Annotated in this window: 24 protein-coding genes and 3 tRNA genes; 15 read left to right on the top strand and 12 right to left on the bottom strand. The window is 70.9% G+C overall.

The genetic code is table 11. The features are described 5' to 3' along the window. Positions 1 to 2: 2 nt before the first annotated feature. Positions 3 to 86 (bottom strand) — tRNA-Leu (locus G8E01_RS01795). A 136-nt stretch (positions 87 to 222) separates the two neighbouring features. Between G8E01_RS01795 and G8E01_RS01790 the strand changes: the two genes are divergently transcribed. From G8E01_RS01790 to pknB, 7 genes are all read left to right on the top strand, one after another. Next, positions 223 to 963 (top strand): FhaA domain-containing protein, encoded by a 741-nt coding sequence (locus G8E01_RS01790; RefSeq protein ID WP_166315009.1) that lies wholly within the window; start codon positions 223 to 225, stop codon positions 961 to 963. Next, entirely contained in the window at positions 960 to 1493 is a 534-nt protein-coding gene (locus G8E01_RS01785) for an FHA domain-containing protein FhaB/FipA (RefSeq protein ID WP_166315006.1), read from the top strand. Before G8E01_RS01790 ends, G8E01_RS01785 begins: the two co-directional genes overlap by 4 nt. A 10-nt stretch (positions 1494 to 1503) precedes the next feature. Next, a complete protein-coding gene (locus G8E01_RS01780; RefSeq protein ID WP_166315003.1) occupies positions 1504 to 2853 on the top strand; it encodes a PP2C family protein-serine/threonine phosphatase in 1350 nt (449 codons plus the stop codon). Further along, positions 2850 to 4235: an FtsW/RodA/SpoVE family cell cycle protein gene (locus tag G8E01_RS01775; protein ID WP_166315000.1), complete on the top strand. Its 1386-nt coding sequence runs from the start codon at positions 2850 to 2852 to the stop codon at positions 4233 to 4235. Before G8E01_RS01780 ends, G8E01_RS01775 begins: the two co-directional genes overlap by 4 nt. Beyond that, positions 4235 to 5695: a penicillin-binding transpeptidase domain-containing protein gene (locus G8E01_RS01770; RefSeq protein WP_166314997.1), complete on the top strand. Its 1461-nt coding sequence runs from the start codon at positions 4235 to 4237 to the stop codon at positions 5693 to 5695. Before G8E01_RS01775 ends, G8E01_RS01770 begins: the two co-directional genes overlap by 1 nt. Beyond that, the gene (locus G8E01_RS01765) at positions 5692 to 7509 is read left to right on the top strand and encodes a serine/threonine-protein kinase (protein WP_166314995.1); all 1818 of its coding nucleotides are present in this window, start codon (positions 5692 to 5694) and stop codon (positions 7507 to 7509) included. The genes G8E01_RS01770 and G8E01_RS01765 overlap by 4 nt, the downstream gene beginning before the upstream one ends. A gap of 79 nt (positions 7510 to 7588) precedes the next feature. Further along, positions 7589 to 9397, top strand: a complete 1809-nt coding sequence (gene pknB, locus G8E01_RS01760; protein ID WP_338100716.1) for a Stk1 family PASTA domain-containing Ser/Thr kinase — start codon at positions 7589 to 7591, stop codon at positions 9395 to 9397. A 9-nt stretch (positions 9398 to 9406) separates the two neighbouring features. Here pknB and G8E01_RS01755 read toward each other — a convergent pair whose 3' ends face one another. Then, positions 9407 to 10204: an anti-sigma factor gene (locus G8E01_RS01755; RefSeq protein ID WP_166314992.1), complete on the bottom strand. Its 798-nt coding sequence runs from the start codon at positions 10202 to 10204 to the stop codon at positions 9407 to 9409. Further along, on the bottom strand, positions 10201 to 10788 hold the full coding sequence (sigK, locus tag G8E01_RS01750) for an ECF RNA polymerase sigma factor SigK (protein ID WP_166314990.1): 588 nt from the start codon (positions 10786 to 10788) through the stop codon (positions 10201 to 10203). The genes G8E01_RS01755 and sigK overlap by 4 nt, the downstream gene beginning before the upstream one ends. Before the next feature lie 213 nt (positions 10789 to 11001). On the opposite strand from sigK, the gene G8E01_RS01745 reads away from it, so the two are divergent. Both G8E01_RS01745 and G8E01_RS01740 read left to right on the top strand, forming a co-directional pair. Continuing rightward, positions 11002 to 11670 carry a fasciclin domain-containing protein gene (locus G8E01_RS01745; RefSeq protein WP_166314988.1) on the top strand — a complete coding sequence of 223 codons (669 nt, stop codon included), beginning with the start codon at positions 11002 to 11004 and terminating at the stop codon, positions 11668 to 11670. 101 nt (positions 11671 to 11771) lie between these two features. After that, entirely contained in the window at positions 11772 to 12008 is a 237-nt protein-coding gene (locus tag G8E01_RS01740; RefSeq protein WP_155048825.1) for a cell division protein CrgA, read from the top strand. A 314-nt stretch (positions 12009 to 12322) separates the two neighbouring features. Here G8E01_RS01740 and G8E01_RS01735 read toward each other — a convergent pair whose 3' ends face one another. Both G8E01_RS01735 and G8E01_RS01730 read right to left on the bottom strand, forming a co-directional pair. Continuing rightward, positions 12323 to 13228 (bottom strand): rhomboid family intramembrane serine protease, encoded by a 906-nt coding sequence (locus G8E01_RS01735; RefSeq protein WP_166314986.1) that lies wholly within the window; start codon positions 13226 to 13228, stop codon positions 12323 to 12325. 48 nt (positions 13229 to 13276) lie between these two features. Beyond that, positions 13277 to 13834 carry a peptidylprolyl isomerase gene (locus G8E01_RS01730; protein WP_166314984.1) on the bottom strand — a complete coding sequence of 186 codons (558 nt, stop codon included), beginning with the start codon at positions 13832 to 13834 and terminating at the stop codon, positions 13277 to 13279. Positions 13835 to 13929: 95 nt separating this feature from the next. On the opposite strand from G8E01_RS01730, the gene G8E01_RS01725 reads away from it, so the two are divergent. Together G8E01_RS01725 and G8E01_RS01720 are read left to right on the top strand one after the other, a co-directional pair. Continuing rightward, positions 13930 to 14442 carry a DNA helicase gene (locus G8E01_RS01725; protein ID WP_166314982.1) on the top strand — a complete coding sequence of 171 codons (513 nt, stop codon included), beginning with the start codon at positions 13930 to 13932 and terminating at the stop codon, positions 14440 to 14442. Positions 14443 to 14508: 66 nt separating this feature from the next. After that, the gene (locus G8E01_RS01720) at positions 14509 to 14997 is read left to right on the top strand and encodes an aminoacyl-tRNA deacylase (RefSeq protein WP_166314980.1); all 489 of its coding nucleotides are present in this window, start codon (positions 14509 to 14511) and stop codon (positions 14995 to 14997) included. 6 nt (positions 14998 to 15003) lie between these two features. On the opposite strand, the gene aroQ is transcribed toward G8E01_RS01720, so the two are convergent. Further along, the gene (aroQ, locus tag G8E01_RS01715) at positions 15004 to 15441 is read right to left on the bottom strand and encodes a type II 3-dehydroquinate dehydratase (RefSeq protein WP_166314978.1); all 438 of its coding nucleotides are present in this window, start codon (positions 15439 to 15441) and stop codon (positions 15004 to 15006) included. 79 nt (positions 15442 to 15520) lie between these two features. Here aroQ and G8E01_RS01710 point away from each other — a divergent pair, with 79 nt between their 5' ends. The 3 genes from G8E01_RS01710 to G8E01_RS01700 are packed head-to-tail and all read left to right on the top strand — an operon-like array spanning position 15521 to position 18470. Continuing rightward, complete coding sequence (locus G8E01_RS01710) at positions 15521 to 17251, top strand: carbon starvation CstA family protein (protein ID WP_166314976.1); 1731 nt, start codon at positions 15521 to 15523, stop codon at positions 17249 to 17251. After that, positions 17248 to 17508 (top strand): cory-CC-star protein, encoded by a 261-nt coding sequence (locus G8E01_RS01705; protein ID WP_166314974.1) that lies wholly within the window; start codon positions 17248 to 17250, stop codon positions 17506 to 17508. The genes G8E01_RS01710 and G8E01_RS01705 overlap by 4 nt, the downstream gene beginning before the upstream one ends. Then, positions 17499 to 18470 carry a TRC40/GET3/ArsA family transport-energizing ATPase gene (locus G8E01_RS01700; protein WP_166314971.1) on the top strand — a complete coding sequence of 324 codons (972 nt, stop codon included), beginning with the start codon at positions 17499 to 17501 and terminating at the stop codon, positions 18468 to 18470. Before G8E01_RS01705 ends, G8E01_RS01700 begins: the two co-directional genes overlap by 10 nt. Here G8E01_RS01700 and G8E01_RS01695 read toward each other — a convergent pair. From G8E01_RS01695 to G8E01_RS01680, 4 genes are read right to left on the bottom strand one after another with little or no spacing between them, the layout of a single operon-like run. Beyond that, a complete protein-coding gene (locus G8E01_RS01695) occupies positions 18440 to 20014 on the bottom strand; it encodes a threonine/serine exporter family protein (protein WP_166314968.1) in 1575 nt (524 codons plus the stop codon). The two genes, G8E01_RS01700 and G8E01_RS01695, sit on opposite strands and share 31 nt — an antisense overlap. Next, positions 20007 to 21080, bottom strand: a complete 1074-nt coding sequence (locus G8E01_RS01690; protein WP_166314965.1) for a PLP-dependent cysteine synthase family protein — start codon at positions 21078 to 21080, stop codon at positions 20007 to 20009. The genes G8E01_RS01695 and G8E01_RS01690 overlap by 8 nt, the downstream gene beginning before the upstream one ends. A gap of 32 nt (positions 21081 to 21112) precedes the next feature. Further along, entirely contained in the window at positions 21113 to 21889 is a 777-nt protein-coding gene (locus G8E01_RS01685; RefSeq protein ID WP_166314962.1) for a TSUP family transporter, read from the bottom strand. A 52-nt stretch (positions 21890 to 21941) separates the two neighbouring features. Next, positions 21942 to 22886 (bottom strand): aldo/keto reductase, encoded by a 945-nt coding sequence (locus tag G8E01_RS01680; RefSeq protein WP_166314959.1) that lies wholly within the window; start codon positions 22884 to 22886, stop codon positions 21942 to 21944. A 67-nt stretch (positions 22887 to 22953) separates the two neighbouring features. On the opposite strand from G8E01_RS01680, the gene G8E01_RS01675 reads away from it, so the two are divergent. Beyond that, complete coding sequence (locus G8E01_RS01675) at positions 22954 to 23379, top strand: SRPBCC family protein (protein WP_240921219.1); 426 nt, start codon at positions 22954 to 22956, stop codon at positions 23377 to 23379. Positions 23380 to 23404: 25 nt separating this feature from the next. On the opposite strand, the gene G8E01_RS01670 is transcribed toward G8E01_RS01675, so the two are convergent. Then, positions 23405 to 23477, bottom strand: a tRNA-Ala gene (locus G8E01_RS01670). An 11-nt stretch (positions 23478 to 23488) separates the two neighbouring features. Then, positions 23489 to 23565: transfer RNA gene (locus G8E01_RS01665), tRNA-Ile, on the bottom strand. Positions 23566 to 23628 lie beyond the last annotated feature (63 nt).

The raw sequence follows: 23628 nt of genomic DNA, 5'->3' as shown, positions 1-23628 counted from the left end.
TGTGCGCAAGGGGGGACTTGAACCCCCACGTCCGTAAGGACACTGGCACCTGAAGCCAGCGCGTCTACCGATTCCGCCACTTGCGCGCGTTCGCGCTACGCACGAACTCAACTTCCCGAGAATAGCATGTCCCCACGGGGCGCCGCGAATCGGACCGCTCCCGCGCGCCACAGCCGCCACCAGTACCATGACGCATACCCCGTACCGACACCGAGGAGCACCGTGGGATTGCTTGACAGCTTCGAGAAGGGCCTCGAGCGCGCCGTCAACGGCGCGTTCGCGAAGACCTTCCGCAGCGGCATCCAGCCCGTCGAGATCGCCGCGGCGCTGCGCCGGGAGATGGACACGAAGGCCGCCGTCGTCAGCCGCGAGCGGATCCTCACCCCGCACCGCTTCGAGGTGCGGCTGAGCGCCGCCGACGCCGAGCGCATGCGCGGCCTGGGCTCGGCGCTCGACGCCGAGCTGCGCTCCGTCGTCGAGAAGCACGCGCGGGCGCAGGGCTACAGCTTCTCCGGCCCCCTCTCGATCGAGGTGCGCGCGGCGGACGGCGTCGCGACCGGGACGATCGAGGTCGAGAGCTCCTCCCCCGAGGGGCAGGTCTCCTGGCAGGCGGCGCTCGACGTCGACGGCCGCCGTCACACCATCTCGCAGGCGCGCACCGTCATCGGCCGCGGCTCCGACTCGGACATCACGATCGCCGACTCGGGCACGAGCCGCCGCCACGTCGAGGTGCTGTGGGACGGCGAGCGCGCCATGGTTCGCGACCTGGGCTCCACGAACGGATCCAAACTCGACGGCCAGCGGATCCGCGAGGCGGGTCTCGCGGACGGGCAGACGATCACGATCGGCCGGACGAACATCGTCTTCCGCGTCGTCGCGACGGCGCAGCCGACGCGACGCCCGCTGCCCGACCAGCAGGACGCGACGCAGATCATCGACGCGTTCCGGGGAGGCCGGTCGTGAGCGAGCTGACCCTTTTCATCCTCCAGTACGGGTTCCTCCTGCTGCTGTGGGTGTTTGTCTTCATCCTGATCTTCGCCCTGCGCGCCGACGTGTTCGGCGGCCGCGTGCAGAAGCTGCCCGAGGCCCCGAGCGTGACGCGCGCGCCCGCGCCCGCCGGGCCCGCGGATCCGAACGCCCAGACCGTCGCGCACGACATCCCGCGCGCGGCCCAGGCGGCGCCCGCGACGGCGGGCACCGCGACGAAGATCGTCATCACCTCCGGCCCGAAGGAGGGCCTCGAGATCCCCCTCGGATCCGAGCCGCTCACGATCGGGCGCTCCTCGGACGCGGGCCTCGTGATCCGCGACGACTACACGTCCAGCCACCACGCGCGCCTCGTCCGGTACGCCGACCAGTGGATGCTGCAGGACCTCGACTCGACAAACGGAACCTTCCACGACGGCCACAAGGTCGCCCCGAACTCGCCCGTGGCCGTGACGGTGGGCGCGCCCATCAAGATCGGCGCGACGACGTTCGAGCTGCGGAAGTAGCCGACGACCGATGGTCTTCGAGGGATCCAGCGCCGCCATCTCCCACACGGGGCGCGTGCGGTCGAACAACCAGGACTCGGGCTATTCGGGCTCGAACCTCTTCGTCGTCGCGGACGGCATGGGCGGGCACGCCGGCGGCGACGTCGCCTCGGCGGTCGCGATCAGCCGCCTGCAGGCGCTCGACGAGCACTTCGACACCCCGGCCCGCGCCGAGGAGGCGCTCCGCGACACGATCGTCTCGACCGCGAGCGACCTCATCGACGTCGCCGCGCGCCGGCCCGAGCTCGCGGGGCTTGGGACGACCGTGAGCGGGATCATCATGGTCGACGAGTACGCCGTGATCGGCCACATCGGCGACTCGCGGATCTACCTGTTCCGCGACGGCGAGTGCACGCAGATCACGACCGATCACACCTTCGTGCAGCGCCTCGTCGAGACCGGCCGCATCACGCCGGAGGAGGCGCGCTTCCACCCCCGCCGATCCGTCCTGATGCGCGTCCTCGGCGACATGGACGCCCACCCGGACGTCGACACGTTCATCATGCCGACCCGGCCCGGCGACCGCTGGGTGCTCTGCTCCGACGGCCTCTCGGGCGTCGTCGACGAGGCGCACCTGTCGAAAACCCTCCGGCAGGAGATGCCGCCCGCCCGCACCGCGGACAGCCTCCTGAAGCAGGCGCTCGACGGCGGCGCCCCCGACAACGTCACGATCGTCATCGTCGACGTCGGCGGCCAGCACCCGCTCTACACGGGCACGCCGACGATCGTCGGATCCGCCTCGAACCCGAACGGCGTGGTCGTCCCCGCCTCCCGCTCACTGCTGCCCACGGGCTGGCTACACCCGACCCGCGCGGCCGCGAACGAACCGAGCCACTTCGAGCCCGACACGGAATACCTCGAGGAGCTCATCGCTGAGGACCGGCGCCGCACGCGCCGGCGCCGCATCGTCGGGATCGCCTCGTTCGTGCTCCTCATCGCGGCCCTCACGGCGGGCGCCGTGGCGTTCTACAGCTGGACCCAGACGCGCTACTTCGTCGGCGCCGACGAGGACAGCATCGTCATCTACCAGGGGATCCAGCAGTCCGTCGGCCCGGTCGCGCTCGCGACGCCCTACGAGGACACGGGGATCCTGCTCGAGGACCTCCCCGCCGCGTGGCGCGACCGGATCGTCGAGACCATCAGCGCGAGCTCCCTCGCCGAGGCGCAGCAGATCGTCGAGAACCTCAGCGCGCGGCTCGACGCCGGCACGGCCGACGAGGACGCGGATCCCGCCGACCTCGATCCGACGCCGAGCGCCACCCCCACGCCCACCCGCTCGGCCACGCCGTCGCCGACGCCCTCGGAAGGAGGCGACGAATGACCGACGTCACCCCCGACGAGAAGGCGAAGAAGGACCGCGGCGTCACGCGGGACCTGCGGCGGATCCGCGCCGCCCAGCGGCTCCGCAACCGCGAGCTCCTCCTCCTGATCGGCGCGATCGTGCTCACCGGCGGCGCGTTCGTGCTCGTGCAGTTCGGCGCGCTCGGCGAGATCCAGACGGGGATCCTCGTCGTCGTCGGCATCCTGTCGGCGCTCGCGCTCGCGCTGCACGTCGTGCTCCGGATCCGCGCCGCGCAGGCGGATCCGTTCCTCCTGCCCATCGCCCTGCTCCTCACGGGGCTCGGGTCGGCGATGATCTACCGGATCGACCTCTCGCTCGACACGGAGGCCGGCCAGCACCAGCTCGAGTACGCGATGCTCTCGGTCGCCCTCGCGGGCCTGACGGTCTGGTTCCTCGCGAACCACCGCGTCCTGTTCCGCTACACCTACGTGTTCGGCCTCACGGGCCTCGTGCTCCTCGTCCTGCCGTTCGTGCCCTTCCTCAACGGCGGCGGCAACGCGACCGTGTGGATCCACGTCGCGGGCTTCTACTTCCAGCCGGGCGAGATCGCGAAGATCTGCCTCGCGATCTTCTTCGCCGGCTACCTCGTGCGCACGCGCGACAGCCTGACCTCGACCGGGCGGCGGATCCTCGGGTTCACCTTCCCGCGCGCCCGCGAGTTCGGGCCCCTGCTCGTCATCTGGCTGGTCTCGATGGTCATCATCGTGGCGCAGCGCGACCTCGGCACGGGAATGCTCATCTTCGGCATGTTCGTCGCGATGCTCTACGTCGCCACGGGCAAGACGGGCTGGGTGCTCATCGGCGTGGGCCTCGCGGCCGCGGGCGCGGTCGCGGCGACCTTCGTGATGCCGTACGTCCACAACCGCTTCAACGCGTGGATCCACGCCTTCGACAACGAGCTGTACAACGACCCCGCGGGCGGCAGCTACCAGCTCGTCAACGGCATCTTCGGCCTCGCGCACGGCGGGCTGTTCGGCACGGGCCTCGGCCAGGGCCGCCCCGCCCTGACGCCCGTCGCCAACAGCGACTACATCATCCCCAGCCTCGGCGAGGAGCTCGGGCTCGTCGGGCTGTTCGCGATCTTCGCGCTCTACCTCGTGTTCGTCAGCCGCGGCGCGCGGGTCGGCGTGGCGGGCCAGGACGACTTCGGCAAGCTGCTCGCGGTCGGGCTGTCCTTCACGCTCGCGCTCCAGGTGTTCATCATGGTCGGCGGCGTCACCCGCGTGATCCCGCTGACGGGCCTGACGACGCCCTTCCTCGCGGCGGGCGGATCCTCGCTCCTCGCGAACTGGCTCATCGTCGCCATCCTCCTTCGGGTCAGCGACGCCGTACGACGTCAACCGAGGGCGGTGATCGGCTGATGACGAAGGAGATCCGTCGCCTGAGCATCATCGTGGTGTTCATGTTCGTGGCACTGTTCGCGTCGACGAGCATCATTCAGGTCGTGCACGCGGATTCGCTCGCGAGCGACCCGAACAACCGCCGCACCCTCTACGACTCGTACGAGGTGCGCCGCGGGCCGATCATCGCGGGCGGCACGCAGATCGCGCGATCGCAGTCGTCCGACGACCTCTATGCCTTCCAGCGCATGTACGAGGACCCGGAGATGTGGGCGTCCGTGACGGGGTTCTTCAACCCGGCCCTCGGATCGGCGTCCGGCATCGAGCAGGCCATGAACCAGGAGCTGTCGGGCTTCGCGAACTCCGCGTTCCTCGCGCGGCTCGAGCAGATCATCAGCGGCCAGGCGCCCCGGGGGTCGTCGGTCGAGCTGAGCCTCGATCCCGAGGTCCAGCGCGCGGCCTACGAGGCCATGGTGGGAGCGGGCTACTCGGGCGCCGTCGTGGCGATCGAGCCCGACTCGGGGCGCGTGCTCGGGCTCGTCTCGACGCCGGGATTCGACACGAACGCCCTCTCGGTGCACGACGGGGCCGCGGCGACGGAGACGTACGACGCGCTCGCGGCCGACGAGAGCGATCCGCTCGTCAACCGCGCGACGAGCCAGTGGTACCCGCCCGGATCCACCTTCAAGCTCGTCGTCGCGTCCGCCGCGCTCGCCTCCGGCGACTACACGCCGGACAGCACGTTCGACAATCTGTCGGCCTACGAGCTGCCCGGGACGTCGACGAACGTGTACAACGCCTCGCGCGGCACGTGCGGCGGCGGGGACGAGGTGACCCTCGCGACGGCCATCTCCCTGAGCTGCAACGTGCCCATGGCCGAGCTCGCCGTGGAGCTCGGGGACGAGGCGATCCGCGAGCAGGCCGAGAAGTTCGGATACAACGCCGACTTCTCGATCCCCCTCGCCGTGACCGCGTCGAACTACCCGGCGGACCTCAGCGACGACCAGACCGGCCTGACGGGATTCGGCCAGGGCCAGGTCGTCGCGACCCCGCTCGAGGTGGCGCTGACGACGGCCGGCATCGCGAACGACGGCGTCGTGATGCAGCCGACCATGGTGGACCAGATCCTCGGGGACGACCTGTCGGTGCAGGAGAGCACGACGGCGTCGGAGTGGGGCCGCGCGCTGGAGGCCGACGAGGCGAATGCCGTGACCGACATGATGGTCTCGAGCGTCGCGGAAGGCGCCGCGACGGGTGCAAGAATAGAAGGCGTCGACGTGGCCGGGAAGACGGGCACCGCGGAGAACGCCGACGGTGATCCGTACACCCTCTGGTTCACCGGGTTCGCCCCCGCGGACGATCCGCAGGTGGCCGTGGCCGTCGTGGTGGAAGACGGCGGCGGAGTAGGACAGACAGGTTCGGGAAACACGATCGCGGCTCCCATCGCGAAGAAGGTCATGGAGGCGGTGCTCGCACAATGAGGCCAACGCAAGGTGTGACGTTCGGTGGGCGATACGAGCTGATCTCCCGCATCGCCATCGGCGGTATGGGCGAGGTCTGGGAGGCGACCGATCACGTCATCGGGCGCACGGTCGCGATCAAGATCCTCAAGGACGAGTACATGGGGGATCCGGGCTTCCTGGAGCGCTTCCGCGCCGAGGCCCGCCATGCCGCGCTCGTCAACCACGAGGGCATCGCCAGCGTCTTCGACTACGGCGAGGAGAACGGATCCGCGTACCTCGTCATGGAGCTCGTGCCGGGCGAGGCGCTCTCGACGCTGCTCGAGCGCGAGAGCTCGCTGCCCTCGGACCAGGTCCTCGACTACGTGTCGCAGACCGCGTCGGCCCTGCAGGCCGCGCACGCGGCGGGGCTCGTGCACCGCGACATCAAGCCGGGAAACCTCCTCATCACGCCCGACGGGCGCGTGAAGATCACCGACTTCGGCATCGCGCGCATCGCCGACCAGGTGCCGCTTACGGCGACCGGTCAGGTCATGGGAACCGTGCAGTACCTCTCGCCCGAGCAGGCCTCCGGACACCCCGCGAGCCCCGCGACCGACATCTACTCGCTCGGCATCGTCGCGTACGAGTCGCTGGCCGGGAAGCGCCCGTTCACGGGCGAGTCGCAGGTCGCGATCGCGATGGCGCAGATCAACGACACCGCGCCGCCCCTGCCGGAGAGCGTGCCGGTCCCCGTGCGCCGCCTCGTCATGGCGATGATCGCGAAGAAGCCCGACGAGCGCCCGGCCTCGGCCGCCGCCGTCTCGCGCGCCTGCAACGCCCTCCGGCGCGGCGACCTGGAGGCCGCCGTCGCGGCGGCGCCCATGATCGCGGCCGCGGGAACCCTCGGCGACGACGACGCGATGACCCAGCTCCTCGGCGCCACAGGCGCGGCAACGACGATGATGCCGACGACGGCGGCGCTGCCGATGACCACCGAGGACGCCCCGGAAGAGAAGAAGAAGAAGCGCAGCCCGTGGACGTGGCCGCTCATCGCGCTCATCGCCCTCCTCGCGCTCGTCCTGATCGGCACCGTGTGGGGCATGGCGACGGGATTCTTCGGCGACGACCCCGAGCCAACCGCGAGCCCGTCGGTGTCGCAGACCCCGTCGCAGACGCCCACCCCGACGCCGACGCCGACGGTTGATCGGGTCGACGTCACGGCGTTAGGCCTCGAGGGCATGACGTGCGACGAGGCGAACCAGCGGGTCTCTGAAGAGAACGCGCAGATCACCCTGAACTGCGTGTCGGGCGACTCCGCGGCCAGCTCCGACCAGGTGGGTGTGATCTACAACGTCGACCCGGGCGGGTTCGTCGACCCCGGCACCGCGGTCACCGTCACCTCCTACGGCAACCTCGTCGACATTCCGGCGCCGAGCACGGCGCCCGCCTTCAGCGAGAGCGAGCTCGTTCGCGGCGAGGAGGCCCAGCTCAACTGGGCCTCGTACACGTGCCCGAGCGGGACGGGCTCCGTCTCGGCCTACAACGTCACCCTCTCCGGCGCGACCTTCTCCGACGGCTCGGAGTCGCAGTCGTTCGACCCGTCGACGACGTCGGCGACCGTCACGATCAGCGAGACCGATCAGTTCGTTTCGGCCGCCTACAGCGCGATGTGCTCGGGCACGGAGCAGCGCGAGTCGGGTCAGACGGGCATGGACGCCGTGCAGACCGTCGCCCCGCCCGCCGAGGAGACGCCGACGCCGACCCCCACGCCCACGCAGTCCTCGACCGACACCGAGTCGGACGAACCCGACGCATCGGACGAGCAGGCACCCGCGGGCGACGACCTCCTGTAGGGCTCGCTGAGAAGCAGCCGCCGCGCCCTCGGCTACCCTGGGCGAGACGGCGCACGACACGACTCGGGGAGGCCAACTCGTGGCAGACGAGCCGACGCAGGCGATGACGCCCCCCGTCCAGCAGAACCGCGTGCTCTCGGGGCGCTATCGCATCGACTCGCTCATCGGTCGCGGCGGCATGGCGAGCGTGTACCGCGGCTACGACCTCACCCTCGGGCGCACCGTCGCCGTCAAGGTCCTCCGCGAGGACCTCGCGGGGGACGCCACCTTCCGGTTGCGTTTCCGACAGGAGGCGCAGGCCGCGAGCCGCATGGCACACCCGCTCATCGTGCGCGTGTACGACGCGGGAGAGGACCTCGACGACGACGGTCGCGGCGGGACCCGCCACACGCCGTTCATCGTCATGGAGTTCGTGCGCGGCACGCTCCTGAAGGACGTCGCCGCGGCCGGCCCCCTCGGCGCCGAGGACGCCGCGCGATACGTCGACGGGATCCTCGAGGCGCTCGAGTACTCGCACCGCGCAGGCGTCGTGCACCGCGACATCAAGCCCGCCAACGTCATGGTCACGCCCGACGGCCAGATCAAGGTCATGGACTTCGGCATCGCGCGCGCGGTGAGCGACACGTCGGCCACGGTCGCCGAGACGACGACCATCCTCGGCACCGCCGCGTACTTCTCGCCCGAGCAGGCCAAGGGCGAGGCGGTTGACGCGCGCGCCGACCTGTACTCCACGGGCGTCGTGCTCTACGAGCTCCTCGTCGGGCACCCGCCGTTCCGCGGCGACTCGCCCGTGTCCGTCGCCTACCAGCACGTGCGCGAGGCGCCCGTGCCGCCGTCGCAGGCGCGCCCCGGCGCCCCCGCGCAGCTCGACAGCATCGTCTTGCGCGCGCTCGCGAAGGATCCGGCGCAGCGTTTCGACGATGCGGGGGCCTTCCGCGAGGCGCTCGACGCGGCCGTGGACGGCGACGCGATGTCGACGCGTCAGCTCGCCGCGCTGACCCACGAGCTCTACGGCGACCAGCACCAGGCACAGGCCGAGGCGCAGCACACCCTCACGCAGCTGTCGCGGGAGACGGGCGCGGCGCGGACGCAGTCGGGCCCGCCCGTCGCGTGGGTCTGGGCCGGCGTCGCGCTCGTCGCGGCGCTCGTCGTGGCGGTCGTGTTCTGGCTCGTGCGGATGGATCCCCTTGACCTGCGCGCGGCCGACACGGTCGACGTCGCCAACGTCGCCGACATGACCGAGGAGCGCGCGATCTCGGAGCTCGAGTCGGCGGGTCTGACGGTCACGACCGACTCGGAGCCGAGCGACACGATCGAGGAGGGCGTCGTGATCGGATCCGATCCCGCCGCGGGAACCTCCGTGACGATCGGATCCTCCGTCGAGATCATCGTCTCGGAGGGCCGGCTCGTCGTCGCCGTCCCGCAGCTCGTCGGGGCCAGCGAGGAGGAGGCGCGCGCCGCCATCACGGACGCGGGGCTCCAGGTGGGGCGCGTCGTGCCGCGCAACGACCCCGACGCCGAGGATGGCGCCGTGCTCGCCGCGCAGTCCGGCGGCGACCGCGTCGACGAGGGCGACGAGCTCCTCGAGGGCGCGACGATCGACCTCACGGTCGCGACCGGGCGCGTCACCGTCACCGATCTGCAGGGCTTCACGATCGACGCCGCGACCGCGGAGCTCGACTCGCTCGGCCTGACCGCCGACGTGATCGACGACGCGAGCTGCGAGGCCGCGGACACGCCCACCGTCCACTCCCAGTCCCCCGCCCCCGGGGACGTCGCCGTGCACTCGTCGGTGACGCTCACCCAGTGCACCGGAGAGCCCGCCGACGACGATCCCGGCAACAGCGGGAACGCCAGCGGCAACGGGAACGGGAACGGGAAGGACTAGGCGCGGATCCTACGAGGCGGTCTCGACCGCGACGATCGGGTCGCTCGTCGGAAGGCCCGAGTCGGATCCGCCGTGCTGCTCGACCGTGATCGCCACGAGGTCGCCCTCGTGCATCGTGCCCTCGAGGACCGCTTGCGCCTCGCTCGTGCCGTCGAACACGCCCGCCGGGATGGGAGCCCCGTCGCGAACGAACCACGCCTCGAACTGCTGGTCGTCGGCGATCTCCGGCAGGCCATCCGCCGTGAGAACGGCCGTGCCGGTCTCGGCCGACCAGTCGAGCACGACCGCGCCCCCGCCCGCCATCTCGGCCTCGGCGCGGGAGTGGTCGCCGGACTCGACGATCTGCTCCAGCGCGACCTCGGCGGGCGTGCGATCGAGCGTCTGTGTGAGCGTGAGGATCCCCGCCCCGATGCCGACCACGAGCACGACAGCAGCCGCGAGCGCGAAGAGCGTGCGGTGTCGTCGCGGCGCGGGCGCGGCGTGGGCCGCCGGCGCGGGGCGCGCGGTGACCCCGGCCGGAGACGGCGCGTCCGCATCGGCCGGGACGGCAATCGCCGCGTCGACCAGCGGATCCGCCGGCGCCTCCTGCGGACCGAGGTTCGCCATCAGGGCGTCCCGGATGCCGGACGGGGGCGCGACCTCCGGGATAGATTCGGCGAACGCCGCCGAGGTCTCGACCATCTCGTCGAGGATCCGCTGGCGCTGCGGGTCGCCCGCGGCCGCGTCGAGGAGCGCGCGCTCCTCCTCGGCCGAGAGCGCGCCGACGGCGTACCCGGCCGCGAGCTCCCAGAACTCATCCTCGTTCATGCGGGTGACACCCCCATTTCGTCTCTCAGGCGCATCATTCCGTCGCGCATTCGTGTCTTGATCGTTCCGAGCGGAGTCTTCAACATCTCCGAGATCTCGCGCTGGCTGTACCCGCCGAAGTAGGCGAGCGAGAGGGCCTCGCGCTGCGGATCCGGCAGCTCCCGCAAGGCATCGCGAGCCCGGCGCCCGTCGATCCGGAGCTCCGCGCTCTCGGCGACGCCGTCGTAGGGGACCGCCGTGTCACGGCGTCCGATCTTCTCGTCCCGCTCGGTGCTGGCTTGCGCCGAGCGGACCCGGTCGACGGCTCGGCGGTGCGCGATCATGAAGATCCAGGATCGCCCCTGGCCTCGGCCGGGCTCGAACCGTGCTGCGCGCTCCCAGACCTCGAGGAAAACGTCCTGCAGGACCTCCTCCGCCTGAGCCCGGTCGACGAGGACCCGGAGGATCACGCCGAACACGCGCGGGGACATGAGGTCATAGACGCGGGCAAACGCGTCGCGGTCGCCCTGCGCGACCTCGCCGAGGAGGTCGCCGACGGCATCGCCGTCGGCCGGGGGCGACGCGGTGTCGTGCTCGTGCGTCATAAGGACCAGCATGCCTCATCACCCCTCCCTTCCCGTACTGCCCCGCCCGGGGCTCACGAGGTATTCGTCGCGCCGGCGGATCCGGATGGGCGCGATATTCGTCGAACTTTTTCCCATCCGGTTTCGAACCGGCCCCGAATGACCGTTGAGGCCGCCAGACGGCGGCGACTCGCCCCCTCAGGGCGTGCAGAGCAGGACATCGAGGAGAATCACATGTTTCGCAACAGCGTGCGTATCGGCGGCGGACTGACGATGACGGCGGTGGCGGCACTTGCGCTCACCGGCTGCATGTCGGGCGGCGACACGGCAGACAACACGGCGGACGACCAGATGGAGTCCACCGCCCCCATGGAGGAGCAGGAGCCCAGCGAGGAGGCCATGGACCCGGCCGCGAACCTCGTCGGCCCGGGCTGCGCGGACTACGCGGAGGCCGTGCCGGACGGCGACGGCTCGATCGAGGGCATGGCGATGGACCCGGTCGCGACGGCCGCATCCAACAACCCGCTGCTCACGACGCTCGTCTCGGCGGTCTCGGGCGAGCTGAACCCCGACGTCAACCTCGTCGACACGCTCAACAGCGACGAGTTCACGGTCTTCGCCCCGGTTGACGACGCGTTCGCGGCCGTCGACCAGGAGACGCTGGACACGCTCTCGACCGACGCGGACCTCCTGACGTCGGTGCTGACGTACCACGTCGTCCCCGGCCAGATCGCGCCGGACGACATCGAGGGCACCCACGCGACCGTGCAGGGCGCGGACGTCGAGGTGACCGGATCCGGTGACGACTGGATGGTCAACGACGCCACCATCGTCTGCGGCGGCGTCCAGACCGAGAACGCGACGGTCTACCTGATCGACTCGGTCCTCATGCCCCCCATGTAAGACCGCGTCACCCGAATGCCCGTCCGCGCCATCGGCGCGGGCGGGCATTCTCGTGCGCGCGCGTCCCGGCGAGGACCGCCGCCTCCCGTAGAATGGCCCGCATGGCGCGAAAGAAAAACGAGGACGACGAGATCACCCACGTCCCGGGTGAGCCGCTCCCCAACCCCGCGTGGTTCAAGCCGGTCATGGTGGCCTTCTTCCTGCTCGGGCTCGCGTGGATCCTCGTGTTCTACCTCTCGAGCTCGCAGTTCCCGATTCCCGACATCGGCGCCTGGAACCTCGCGATCGGCGGCGGCCTCGCGTTCGTCGGCCTCATCATGGCCACGCGCTGGCGCTGACCCCCTGTTCTCCCGGGCGCCTGTCCCACCCCACGGTGGCGGCAGGCGCCCGTTTTCGTGCCGCCGCGCCCGCGAATGACAACGATGTGATTCCTCCACAGGGCCATCCCCACCTGTGAATAACACGCGTGTCATTCTCCCCAGCTGGGGACAGATCTGTGGATAACTCCGGGGATAACCCCGCGATATCCGTGGACAACGGGTGGATAAGCGGGGGACAACTCGAGGATTCTTGGGGACAGCGCGCTCCGTTCCGGGGATAAGTGCGCGGATCCTGTGGAGAGACCTGGGGACAACGCGCGCCCGCGCGGCGGTCAGGTGAGCGTGACGAAGCCCGTCAGCGGCGGGATCGCGAGGGCCGCGACGAGCACGACGCCGAGGCCGACCAGCAGCCCGATCTGCAGCCCGCGCTGGGTGCGCCGGCGGGTGCGCGTGAGGATGAGGCCGACGAGCGCGCCGACCGCGAGGCCGCCCACGTGCGCCTGCCAGGCGATGTTCATGCCCGGGAGGAACCCGATGACGAGGTTGATGCCGAGCACGACGAGCATGCCGGTCATGTTGGCGCCGGCGCGACGCCCGATGACGACGAGCGCGCCGAAGAGGCCGAACACGGCCCCGGAGGCGCCCACGACGGGCGTGCCGAACGACAGCAGGGCGACGGCGACGGACCCGCCCGCCGCGCTCAGCAGGTAGGTCGCGAGGAAGCGGCCGGATCCGAGCAGCGGCTCGAGCACGCGCCCCACCATCCACAGCGCGAGCATGTTGAGGGCGAGGTGCCAGAAGCTCGAGTGGACGAAGGCGGCGGTGAGGATCCGCCACGGCTGGAAGGTGCCCGACGCGTCGGGATAGATGAGCGGCGCCCAGAACAGGAGCCAGCTCTCGATGCGGAATCCGGGGACGACAGATCCGAGCATCTGCAGGAGATAGACCACGGCGGTGACGACGAACAGCGCCGTCATGACCTTGGTGTCGCCGGAGCCGAAGGAGGACAGCACGGATCCGCCGCCGCGCCCCCAGCGCCTCGCCGCGCGCTTCTGGGCGGGCGTGCGGTTCTTCCTCTGCTCCTTCAGACACTGCGGGCAGATCACGCCCACGGACGCCTGCGTCTGGCACTCGGGGCAGACGGTGCGCAGGCAGCGCTGGCACAGCACGAAGCTCTGCCTGTCCGGGTGCCGGTAGCAGTAGTTGTCGGGATTGCGGGAGGGCGTTGTCGACGTCACTGCGGGCCGGATCCGATCAGGCAGAGCTTCGCGGAGGAGGGGTGGGGGTCAGACCGTGGCGATGTCGATCGAGGAGATCACGACGTCCTCGGTCGGGCGGTCCATGGCACCGGTGGGAACCGCGGCGATCGCGTCGACGACCTTCTTCGAGGCGTCGTCGGCGACGGCGCCGAAGATCGTGTGCTTGCCCTGCAGCCACGGCGTCGGGTCGGTCGTGATGAAGAACTGCGAGCCGTTCGTGCCGCTCATCTTGCCCGTGATGGCGTTGGGGCGCTTGCCCGCGTTCGCCATCGCGAGGATGTAGGGCTCGTTGAAGTTCAGCTCGGGGTGGATCTCGTCGTCGAAGTTGTAGCCGGGCCCGCCGATGCCCTGGCCGAGCGGGTCGCCGCCCTGGATCATGAAGCCGGGGATGATGCGGTGGAAGACGACGTCCTTGTAGAGGGGGCCGGCGCCCTTCTCGTTCGTGCGCGGGTCCTGCCACTCCTTCTCGCCCGTCGACAGGCCGACGAAGTTGTCGACCGTGACCGGGGCGTGGTCGCCGAAGAGGTTGATGACGATGTCGCCGTGGTTCGTGTGAACGGTCGCGACGGCGGTGTGCTGAGTCATGCGTCCATTCTCTCAGAGAACCGCGATTGCCTCGCCGCGGAAGCGATCACCGTGGCAGGATGGACGAAAGTTCACCACTACGCGGGAGGGCACACGTGAGCGTCAGCCTCAGCAAGAAGCGCAAGAAGGAGCTCCGCAAGCTGCAGGGCACCGCCAACAAGGTGCTGGAGGCGCAGCGACAGGTCGCCGCCGAGGCCGCGGACATGGCCCGCGAGGCCGGACGCCAGCTGGGCGCCCTCAACCACGAGGTGCTGCAGCCCGAGGCGCGCAAGAAGTACCACGACTACGTCGAGCCGTACGTGGACAAGGCGCGGCCGTACGTCGAGAAGGGCTACAAGAAGAGCAACAAGTTCGTCGCCGCCACCGTCATCCCCGCCGCCGGCGGCGTGATCGGGCGCGCGCTCGGCGCGTACGACGCCGCGGCCGAGAAGCTCGGCCGGAAGACCGTCGTCGTGCCGCCGAAGAAGAGCACGAGCGCCGGCGCGGTCATCGCGGCCATCCTCGGCGTCGCGGCCGCCGTCGGCATCTTCGTCGTCGCGTGGAAGACGCTCGCGGCCGACGACGAGCTGTGGGTCGCCGACGAGCCCGTCGCGGCTCCCGACGCGTAAGTCACCCCGTCACGTGCGGGATCCGCTCTTGCGGGTCCCGCACGTTTTTCGTTTCCGAGAGGATCCATGAGCGCCGAAGACCCCACCCGCCGCGTGCGCGAAGCGGCCGCGGAGCGCGGCCTCGAGATCGACGTGCGCCCCTCCCCGCGCGCCGCCTCGCTCGAGGAGGCCGCCCGGCTGCGCGGGATCACCCCCGCGGACATCGTCAAGTCCCTCGTCGTCAAGGGCAAGGGCGACCAGTTCTTCTTCGCCCTCGTCCCGGGCGACCGGTCGATCTCCTGGCCCAAGCTCCGCGCCATCGTCGGCGTGAACAAGCTGCGGCTCCCCGAGGCCGCGCTCGCCCTCGCGGCGACCGGCTACGAGCGCGGCACGATCGTCCCGGTCGGGTCGACCACGGCGTGGCCGGTGTATGCCGATGAGCGCATGAGCGGGCGCCGGGTGTCGATGGGCGCCGGCGCGCACGGGTTCGCGATGTCCGTCGAGGCCGACGCGCTCATCGCGTCCTACGGCGCGACGGTCGCGGACATCACGGAGCCGATCGACGACATCCGCTAGAGGCTCCTACCCCACGATGCGCGCGAGCCGGCGCACGGCGAAGGCGTAGCCGTCGATGCCCGCGCCGACGATGACGCACTCGGCGAGGTCGCTGAGGTAGGAGTGGTGCCGGAACGGCTCGCGCGCGTGCACGTTGGTGACGTGCACCTCGGCGAACGGGAGCTCGACCGCCGCGAGCGCGTCGCGAATGGCGACGGAGGTGTGGGTGTAGGCGCCGGCGTTGATCACGATGGCCGCGCAGTCCTCCCGGGCCGCGTGGATCGCATCGACGATCGCGCCCTCGCCGTTCGACTGCACGGCGCGCGTGTCGAACCCGAGGTCCGCCGCCGTGCGCTCGGCGAGTTCCTCGACGTCCGCGAGCGTCGCGGATCCGTACAGTTCCGGCTCGCGCGTGCCGAGCAGGTTCAGGTTGGGCCCGTTGAGAACGAGGATCCGCCGCGTCATGCCCCCAGCGTATCGGCGCGAGACCGATAGGGTGAATGGACCAGACCACTTGCTGTCAGCGCCGACAGAAAGGCCTCCGATGGACTCCGTCGTCCTCCTCCTCGTCGGGCTCGCGATCTTCGCGGCCGGATACCTCGTCTACTCGCGCTATCTCTCGCGACGCGTGCTGCGGCTCGACCCCGCCTTCACGACGCCCGCGCACGAGAAGAACGACGGCGTGGACCACGTCCCGACGAACAAGTTCGTCCTCTGGGGGCACCACTTCACCTCGGTCGCGGGCGCGGCGCCCATCGTCGGCCCCGCCATCGCCGTGATCTGGGGCTGGCTCCCCGCCTTCTTGTGGGTCACGATCGGCACCGTGTTCTTCGCGGGCATGCACGACCTGGGCGCGCTGTGGGCCTCCGAGCGCAACAAGGGACGCTCGATCGGATCCCTCGCCGCGCGCTACATCGGGCGGCGCGGATCCGGCGTCTTCCTCCTCGTGATCGCGCTGCTGCTGCTCATGGTCGTCGCGGCGTTCGCGGTCGTCATCAAGGATCTGCTCATCGCGAACCCCTCGGCCGTCATCCCGGCCTGGGGCGCGATCCCCGTCGCGGCCCTCATCGGCATCGCGGTGTACAAGCTGCGCTGGAACCTGCTCGCGGTCACGATCATCGGCGTCGTCGCGCTGTACGGGCTCATCTTCCTCGGCGACCAGGTGCCCGTGGTGCTGCCGGATCCGATCCTCGGCATGAGCCCCGCGACCTTCTGGATCATCGCGCTGTTCGTCTACGCCGGGATCGCCTCGCTGCTGCCGGTCTGGCTGCTCCTGCAGCCGCGCGACTACATCAACGGCGTGCAGCTCTTCGTGGGCCTCGCGATCCTCTTCGTCGGGACCCTCGTCGCGGGCCTCGTCTTCGGCAACGGCTTCGTCGCGCCCGCCATCAACACCGCGGTCCCGGAGGGCACCCCGTCGATCTGGCCACTGCTGTTCGTCACGATCGCGTGCGGCGCGATCAGCGGGTTCCACGGCGCCGTCGCGAGCGGCACGACCTCGAAGCAGCTCGACCGGGAGCCGGACGCCCGCTTCGTGGGGTACTTCGGCGCGGTCGGCGAGGGCATGCTCGCGCTCGGATCCATCATCGCCACGACGGCCGGCATCTCGACCGTCGCGCGCTGGGAGGAGATCTACAGCGCGTTCGGCGCGGGCGGCGTGAACGCCTTCGTCGAGGGCGGCGGCAACATCATCGAGATGGGCCTCGGCCTGCCGCAGTCGCTCTCGGCGACCGTCCTGGCCACGATGGCCGTCCTGTTCGCCGCGACGACGATGGACACGGGCGTGCGCCTGCTGCGCTTCGTGTTCCAGGAGGCCGGCGAGGCGGTCGGCGTGCGCATGAACACGATCGTCTCGACCATCCTCGTGCTCGTCGTGAGCGTGGGCCTCGTCTTCAGCCAGGGCGTGGACGGATCCGGCGGCCTCACGATCTGGCCGCTGTTCGGCACGACCAACCAGCTGCTCGCGTCGCTGACGCTCATCATCGTGTCGATCATGCTCCTCCGGAAGCGGCGAAACGTCGTCGTCGCGCTCGTGCCGCTCGTCGTCGTGTTCGTCGCGGCGTTCTGGGCGGCGATCCTCCAGGTCGGGACGTTCTGGAACGGCGGCACCGACACGAACTGGCTGCTGCTCGTGCTGGACGTCGTCATCATCGTCGCCGCGGTCTGGGTCGCGGTGGAGGGGCTCACGGCCCTCCGGCGCGCGGCACGCGAGGATCCGGAGCCGGAGGACGCCGACCTGACCGACCACGTCACGGGCACCGTGCCGACGCGATGACCGGCGGGCGGTGGGCGCGGTTCCAGGACGGGCTGCGCGAGTTCTACGCGGGCCCGTACCGGCAGACGTTTGCGCGCGCACGGCGGGAGGAGGACGATCACTTCATGCTCGCCGTGCTCGCGGAGTCGCTCGGGGTCCCGGATCCCGCCGCCTACTACTCCGCGGAGCTCCTGCCCGCCGTCTACGACGAGTTCCACGACTGGCACCGCCGCGCGGGCATCCCGCGGAGCCCGCTCGAGTCGATCTCGTGCTGCTGAACCAGCTCGCGGGCCGGCGCGCGCTCTTCGTCGGCGGCAAGGGCGGGGTCGGCAAGACCTCGGTTGCCTCCGCGCTCGCCCTCGCGGCGGCGCGCGGGGGCGAGCGCGTGCTCGTCGTCTCGACGGATCCCGCGCACAACCTCGGTCACCTCTGGGAGCGCCCCGTCGGCGAGCGGCCCACGCCCCTGTGGCGGGGGGCGGGGCGGGTCGACGGGATCGAAATCGACCCCGCGGCCACGGTCGAACGCCACCTCGCGGCGGTCGGGAGCACCATGACGCGGCTGCTCCCCGAGCGCCTGCACGGCGCCGCCCGCGCCCACCTCGAGGCGGCGCGCGAGGCGCCCGGGACCCACGAGTCGGCCGCGCTCGAGGCCGTCGCCGACGCCCTCGCGATGGGGCTCGCCGAGTACGACCGCGTCGTGTTCGACACGGCCCCGTCGGGCCACACCCTGCACCTGCTCGCGAGCCCGGAGCGCATGACGACGTGGGCCGAGAACCTCCTGTCGAACCGCGACCGGTCGGAGCGGTTCTCGGCCGCGTACGGCGCGCTGGGCGGCACGCGCGACACGTCCGACCGCGACGCCGAGCTGCGGCGCGTGCTGCGGAGGCGGCGCGAGCGCTTCGCGGCGATGCGCGACGCGCTCGCGGATCCGCGTGTCGCCGGCTTCGTGCTCGTCTTCGTGCCCGAGCCGCTGCCGATCGCGGAGAGCCGCGAGGTCGCGGAGGAGCTCGCGCGCATCGGGATCCCGCTCGTCGCCGCCGTGGCGAACCGGCTCTCGCCGGAGGCGCTTCCGGCGCGCCGCGCCCGCGAGGAGGCGCTCCTTGCGGGCCTCGACCTCGGCGCGCCCGTCACGCGCGTGCCGCTGGTCGACGACCTCGTGGGCCTCCCGGCGCTCGACGCGATCGGCCCGCACCTCGGCGGGCCGGACCGTCAGAGCGGGCCGTCGACCGCCTCGTCGTAGGGCTTCGTGATCGGGTGCGGATCCGAGGCCTCCGCGACAGGCAGCGTCGCCGGCGGATCCTGCGGCACCGGCGTCGTCTCCGTCGTGCGGTACGCGGGCACGACCTCGAACGCGGCCGTCCCGGCGGCGCCCGACCCCCCGCGCGCCTTGGAGCGCAGCGCGACGCGACGCCCGCCGATCCGCGCGCGGAGCGGGCTCCCGAGGAAGATCCCGAGCGTCGCGCCCGCCGCGAGCGCGATGCCAATCATGCCCGCCGTGAACAGGGCGTCGAACGCCGCCATGAGCGCGGCCGTATCGCTGCCCGCCTCGACGACCCCGAGCAGTCCGCGGAAGACGGCCGCGCCCGGGACCATCGGGATGATCGCCGCCGTCGTGACGGCGACCGACGGGACCTTGAGCCGGTCGGCGACGAGGGATCCGACGAAGCTGGCGACGAGCGCGCCGCCGAACGACGCGGCCGACGACGGCGCGAGGAGCACCGTCCCGAGGAGGTACCAGCCGCCCCACCCGAGCAGGCCCAGGCCCGCACTGACCGCGATGATCCGCATGCCGGATCCGTTCATGATCGCCACCGCCGCGGCGATCACCACCGCCCCCACCGCCTGGCCGAACGCGGGTCCCATGGCCGTCGCCTCACTCGGCACCTCGAGCGACGCCCCGATCTGACCGGCGATCTCGAGGGCCACGAGGATCCCGAGAACCACGCCCATCGTCATGACCGTCAGGTCGAGCAGCCGCCCGCCCGCGGTGAGGGAGAACCCATCGATCGCGTCCTGCGCCGCGCCGACCACGGCGAGCCCCGCGAGGAGGAGGACGATGCCGCTCGAGACGACGAGGCTGGAGCGCACGCCGTCGAAGGGCTCGACGCCGTTCGCCCCCAGCCATGCCAGGAGCACGGTGATCGCCGTGAGGACGAGGGCGCCGACGATCTGGCTGAAGAACAGCGGGACCCGCGCCTTGCCGAGAAGGACCTGCGAGGTTGCGACACCGAGGCCCGCGAGGAACACGGCGAGGAGAATCACCCACCCCGCGCCGAACATCAGGGCCACGGCGACGGCGAGGAGCGCCTGCACGACGACCACGACGCCCGTGCGGTACATGAACGGCGTGCGCCGGATCGTGTGGAAGCGCGTGACGGCCTCGTTCAGCGGGAGCCCGCTTTCGATGTCGTTCACGAGGGCCTGGAGGCGCTGGAGCTTCGCGTGATCCGGCACTGCCGCGCGCACGACCTGCATGACGGTGATCGGGTGGCCCGTGCCATTGCGGTGGTCCGACAGCGTGACGGAGTTGAACGTGACGTTCGTGTGGACGCTCCGCAGCCCGTATGCGGCCGTGATCCGCAGGACGGCGAGCACGACCTCCTTCGCCGACGCGCCCACCGACAGCATGACCTCGGCAACGCGCATCGCGAGGTCGATGATGCGCTGCGCCATCGTCTCGTCGACGATCGGCAGGGCCTCCGTCATCTGGCGCTTCGCGGGATCGCTCCACACCGCGTTCTTGACGCCGTCGACGACCCGCCGCGCGCGATCGTGCTCAGCCATCTCGCCACCGTCCCGTCTCGAGGAAGTCGTTCATCCGCGCGCGGGCCGGGCCGATCTCGAGCCCCTGCTCCGCGACCCACGCGTCGCTGTAATAGGTGTTCTGGTACCGCGCGCCGCCGTCGCACAGGAGCGTCACGACGGATCCGGTGCGCCCCTCGTCGCGCATGCGGGAGATGAGGCGGAAGGCGCCCGCGAGGTTCGTGCCGGTGGATCCCCCCGCCCAGTGCATCGTCCGGTCGCGGAGGAGGCGGACCGCCGCGATGGATTCCGCATCGGGAATGCGCATCATCTCGTCGACGATCTCCGGGAGGAACGACCGCTCCATGCGCGGTCGGCCGATGCCCTCGATGCGGCTGCCGCGCCCGGTCTCGTAGCCGTGGTCGCCCGTGCGCCACGCGTCGTAGAACGCGGATCCTTCCGGATCCACGACCGCGAGCTGCGTCTCGTGCCGGTGGTACCGGAGGTACCGGCCGAACGTCGCGCTCGTGCCGCCCGTGCCCGCGCCCACGACGATCCAGGAGGGGATCGGGTGCCGCTCGCGCGTCATCTGGCCGAACACGCTGTCCGCGATGTTGTTGTTGCCGCGCCAGTCGGTCGCCCGCTCAGCGTACGCGAACTGGTCGAGGTAGTGGCCGCCGCACTCGGCGGCCAGCCGCTCGGCCTCACCGTAGACGGCCATGGGGTCGTCCACGTAGTGGCACCGACCGCCGGCGAACTCGATCAGGCCGATCTTCTCGGCGCTCGTCGAGCGCGGCACGACCGTGATGAATTCCAATCCGAGCATACGAGCGAAATACGCCTCGCTCACGGCCGTGGAGCCGCTCGATGCCTCGACGAGGGTGGTCTCCGGGCCGATCCGCCCGCCCACGAGCCCGTAGAGGAGGAGCGAGCGCGCGAGCCGGTGTTTCAGGGACCCGGTGGGGTGGACGGACTCGTCCTTGAGGTAGAGGTCGATGCCCCACTCGGGCGGAAGCGGAAACACGTGCAGGTGCGTGTCGGCGCTCCGGTTGGCGTCGGCCTCGAGGAGTCCGATCGCCTGGCTCACCCATGCCCGTCGCGCGTCCATGCCCCCGAGCGTAGTAGCCGTCGCCTGGGGGATCAGGCCCCGCTGAGGAGGTCGTAAGAGAGCTTCAGGATGAGCGCGGCGATGACGACAATGAAGACGATCCGGACGAAGCGGTTGCCGCGCGAGACGGCCATGCGCGCGCCGAGGTAGCCGCCGACGAGGTTCGCCGCGCCGACCGCGAGCCCGAGCCCCCACACGACGTGGCCGGCCGGGATGAAGAACAGCAGCGCGCCGAGGTTCGTGCAGAAGTTCGCGATCTTCCCGAGGGCGGACGCGGGCATGAACGCGTACCCGAGAACGCTCACGAGGAGGATGACGAAGAAGGATCCGGTCCCGGGTCCCAGGGCGCCGTCGTAGGTGCCGATGACGAGGCCGATGCCCGCCGCCCCCGCCACGTGGCGCCACCCGTGCCAGCGCTGCGTCGCGTGAACCCCCATCTGGGGCTTGAGGACAGTGAACGCCCCGACCCCGACGAGAATGACGAGGATGATCGGGGTGAACGCCTCGGCGGGGATGAGGGAGGCGATCGTCGCGCCGAGGACCGCGCCGAGGAGCGCCATGACGGCGAGCGGGATGGCGGTGCGCGGATCCGGCTTCACCCGCCGCGCGAAGGTCGCGGCGGCGACGGACGTCCCCATGATGCTGGAGAGCTTGTTCGTCGCGAGCGCCTGGATCGGCGCGAGGCCCGGGACGAGCAGGTACGCCGGGAGCTGGATGAGCCCGCCGCCGCCGACCACCGCGTCCACCCACCCGGCGAGGAGCCCCGCCAGGATAAGGAGGCAGAGGGTCAGCAGGTCGATCTCGGGCACTCACCCCAGCCTAGTTCGCGCCGCGGCCCGAGCCGGGCCGCGGCGCGTCGGATCACGGCACGCGCGCCGAGACCGCGTCGAGCGCCTCGCGCTCCGTGTCCGTCAGCGTCACGCGCGCGGAGTCGAGCAGCGCGGGCAACTGCTCGACCGTCCGCGCGCTCGCGATCGGCGCCGCGACGAGATCCTGCGCCGCGAGCCACGCCAGCGCGATGGCGGCCGGCTGGGTGCCGTGCGCGGCGGCGATGTCGTCGAGCGTGGCGACGACGGCGAGGCCCTCCTCCGAGAAGTACCCGTTCGCCATCTGCTCGCGCGAGGCCCCCGCCAGGTCCTCGCGGGTGCGGTACTTGCCCGTCAGGAATCCGCTGGCGAGGGCGAAGTACGGCACGACCGCGAGGTTCTCGCGCGCCGCGACGTCGGCGAGGGCGCCCTCGAAGTCGCGCCGGTGCACGAGGTTGTAGTGCGGCTGCAGCGCGACGGGCAGCGCGTAGCCGCCGGCACGGGCGATCCGGAACCACTCGTCGATCCGCTCGGGCGCGTAGTTCGACACCGCGACTGCGCGGACCTTGCCGGCCGTCACGAGCGCGTCGAAGGCGGCGACCGTCTCCTCGAGCGGCGTGTCCGCGTCGTCGAAGTGCGCGTAGTAGACGTCGATGTAGTCCGTCCCCAGGCGCTGGAGCGAGGCGTCGGCGGCCGCGGCGACGTTCTTCGCCGCGAGCCCCCGGAACTCGGGGTGCTGGCTGACCTTCGTCCCGATGACGACGTCGTCGCGATGTCCGCGCGCCGCGAGCCACGCGCCGATGATCGTCTCGGACTCGCCGCCGGAATTGCCCGGCGCCCAGGCCGAGTACGCGTCGGCCGTGTCGATGAAGTTGCCGCCGCCCGCCAGGTAGGCGTCGAGCACGGCGAACGAGGTCTCGCGATCGCTCGTCCATCCGAAGGTGTTGCCGCCGAGGGCGAGCGGGAAGACGTCGATGTCACTGGAACCGAGAATCGGCATGGGAGTCCTTTCCATCGTTGCGGTGACGCGTGTGGCGCCACACCTGCCCCAACGTCGCATCCGCGGCATGGCATTCCCGCCCGCCGGGTGCGACACTCGGCCCATGCGCTCGCGTCACCTCTCCCGCGTCATCGCGACCCCACCCCACGTCGTGTACGCCTACGCGGCCGAGCCGGACCATCTGCCCGACTGGGCGGCAGGTCTCGCCCGCTCCGCCGTGCGCCGCGAGGGCGACGATCTCATCGTCGACTCGCCCATGGGATCCGTGCGGGTCCGCTTCGTGGCGCCGAACGCCCTCGGCGTACTCGACCACGAGGTCGTGCTGCCCGGCGGCGAGAGCGTCTGGAATCCCGTGCGCGTACTCCCCCATCCCGCGGGCGCGGAGGTGGTGTTCACCGTGCGGCAACGCAACATGACGGACGCGCAGTTCGACGAGGACTGCCTCGCGGTCGAGCGCGACCTGGAGCAGCTCGCGCGGATCCTCGAGAGGTAAGGACCGGCGCCGGAGAGGGAGACTGTGGAGCCTAGGAGATTCGAACTCCTGACATCCTGCTTGCAAAGCAGGCGCTCTACCAACTGAGCTAAGGCCCCGCGGGAAGGGATGGTGGGGCTACCAGGACTTGAACCTGGGACCTCTTCATTATCAGTGAAGCGCTCTAACCGCCTGAGCTATAGCCCCGCGTGACAACCTGTCGGCGTCAACCTTCAAGAGCATACATCACGCGCCTCGCCGCCACCAATT

Origin of the sequence: Microbacterium excoecariae, from assembly GCF_011326725.1 — a bacterium.
In the GTDB taxonomy this organism is placed as follows: domain Bacteria; phylum Actinomycetota; class Actinomycetes; order Actinomycetales; family Microbacteriaceae; genus Microbacterium; species Microbacterium excoecariae.
The sequence above is the reverse complement of the archived record's forward strand: the minus strand, read 5'-3'. Positions and strand labels throughout refer to the sequence as shown.

Bases quoted from the DNA above. Each gene is read 5' to 3' on its own strand.
- G8E01_RS01705 (WP_166314974.1), top strand. From the start codon at position 17,248: ATGACCGGCGGGCGGTGGGCGCGGTTCCAGGACGGGCTGCGCGAGTTC.
- aroQ (WP_166314978.1), bottom strand. From the start codon at position 15,441: ATGACGCGGCGGATCCTCGTTCTCAACGGGCCCAACCTGAACCTGCTC.
- G8E01_RS01720 (WP_166314980.1), top strand. From the start codon at position 14,509: ATGAGCGCCGAAGACCCCACCCGCCGCGTGCGCGAAGCGGCCGCGGAG.
- G8E01_RS01775 (WP_166315000.1), top strand. From the start codon at position 2,850: ATGACCGACGTCACCCCCGACGAGAAGGCGAAGAAGGACCGCGGCGTC.
- G8E01_RS01765 (WP_166314995.1), top strand. From the start codon at position 5,692: ATGAGGCCAACGCAAGGTGTGACGTTCGGTGGGCGATACGAGCTGATC.
- G8E01_RS01780 (WP_166315003.1), top strand. From the start codon at position 1,504: ATGGTCTTCGAGGGATCCAGCGCCGCCATCTCCCACACGGGGCGCGTG.
- G8E01_RS01675 (WP_240921219.1), top strand. From the start codon at position 22,954: ATGGCATTCCCGCCCGCCGGGTGCGACACTCGGCCCATGCGCTCGCGT.
- G8E01_RS01770 (WP_166314997.1), top strand. From the start codon at position 4,235: ATGACGAAGGAGATCCGTCGCCTGAGCATCATCGTGGTGTTCATGTTC.
- G8E01_RS01695 (WP_166314968.1), bottom strand. From the start codon at position 20,014: ATGGCTGAGCACGATCGCGCGCGGCGGGTCGTCGACGGCGTCAAGAAC.
- G8E01_RS01740 (WP_155048825.1), top strand. From the start codon at position 11,772: ATGGCGCGAAAGAAAAACGAGGACGACGAGATCACCCACGTCCCGGGT.
- G8E01_RS01755 (WP_166314992.1), bottom strand. From the start codon at position 10,204: ATGAACGAGGATGAGTTCTGGGAGCTCGCGGCCGGGTACGCCGTCGGC.
- G8E01_RS01710 (WP_166314976.1), top strand. From the start codon at position 15,521: ATGGACTCCGTCGTCCTCCTCCTCGTCGGGCTCGCGATCTTCGCGGCC.
- G8E01_RS01690 (WP_166314965.1), bottom strand. From the start codon at position 21,080: ATGGACGCGCGACGGGCATGGGTGAGCCAGGCGATCGGACTCCTCGAG.
- G8E01_RS01730 (WP_166314984.1), bottom strand. From the start codon at position 13,834: ATGACTCAGCACACCGCCGTCGCGACCGTTCACACGAACCACGGCGAC.
- sigK (WP_166314990.1), bottom strand. From the start codon at position 10,788: ATGACGCACGAGCACGACACCGCGTCGCCCCCGGCCGACGGCGATGCC.
- G8E01_RS01680 (WP_166314959.1), bottom strand. From the start codon at position 22,886: ATGCCGATTCTCGGTTCCAGTGACATCGACGTCTTCCCGCTCGCCCTC.
- G8E01_RS01745 (WP_166314988.1), top strand. From the start codon at position 11,002: ATGTTTCGCAACAGCGTGCGTATCGGCGGCGGACTGACGATGACGGCG.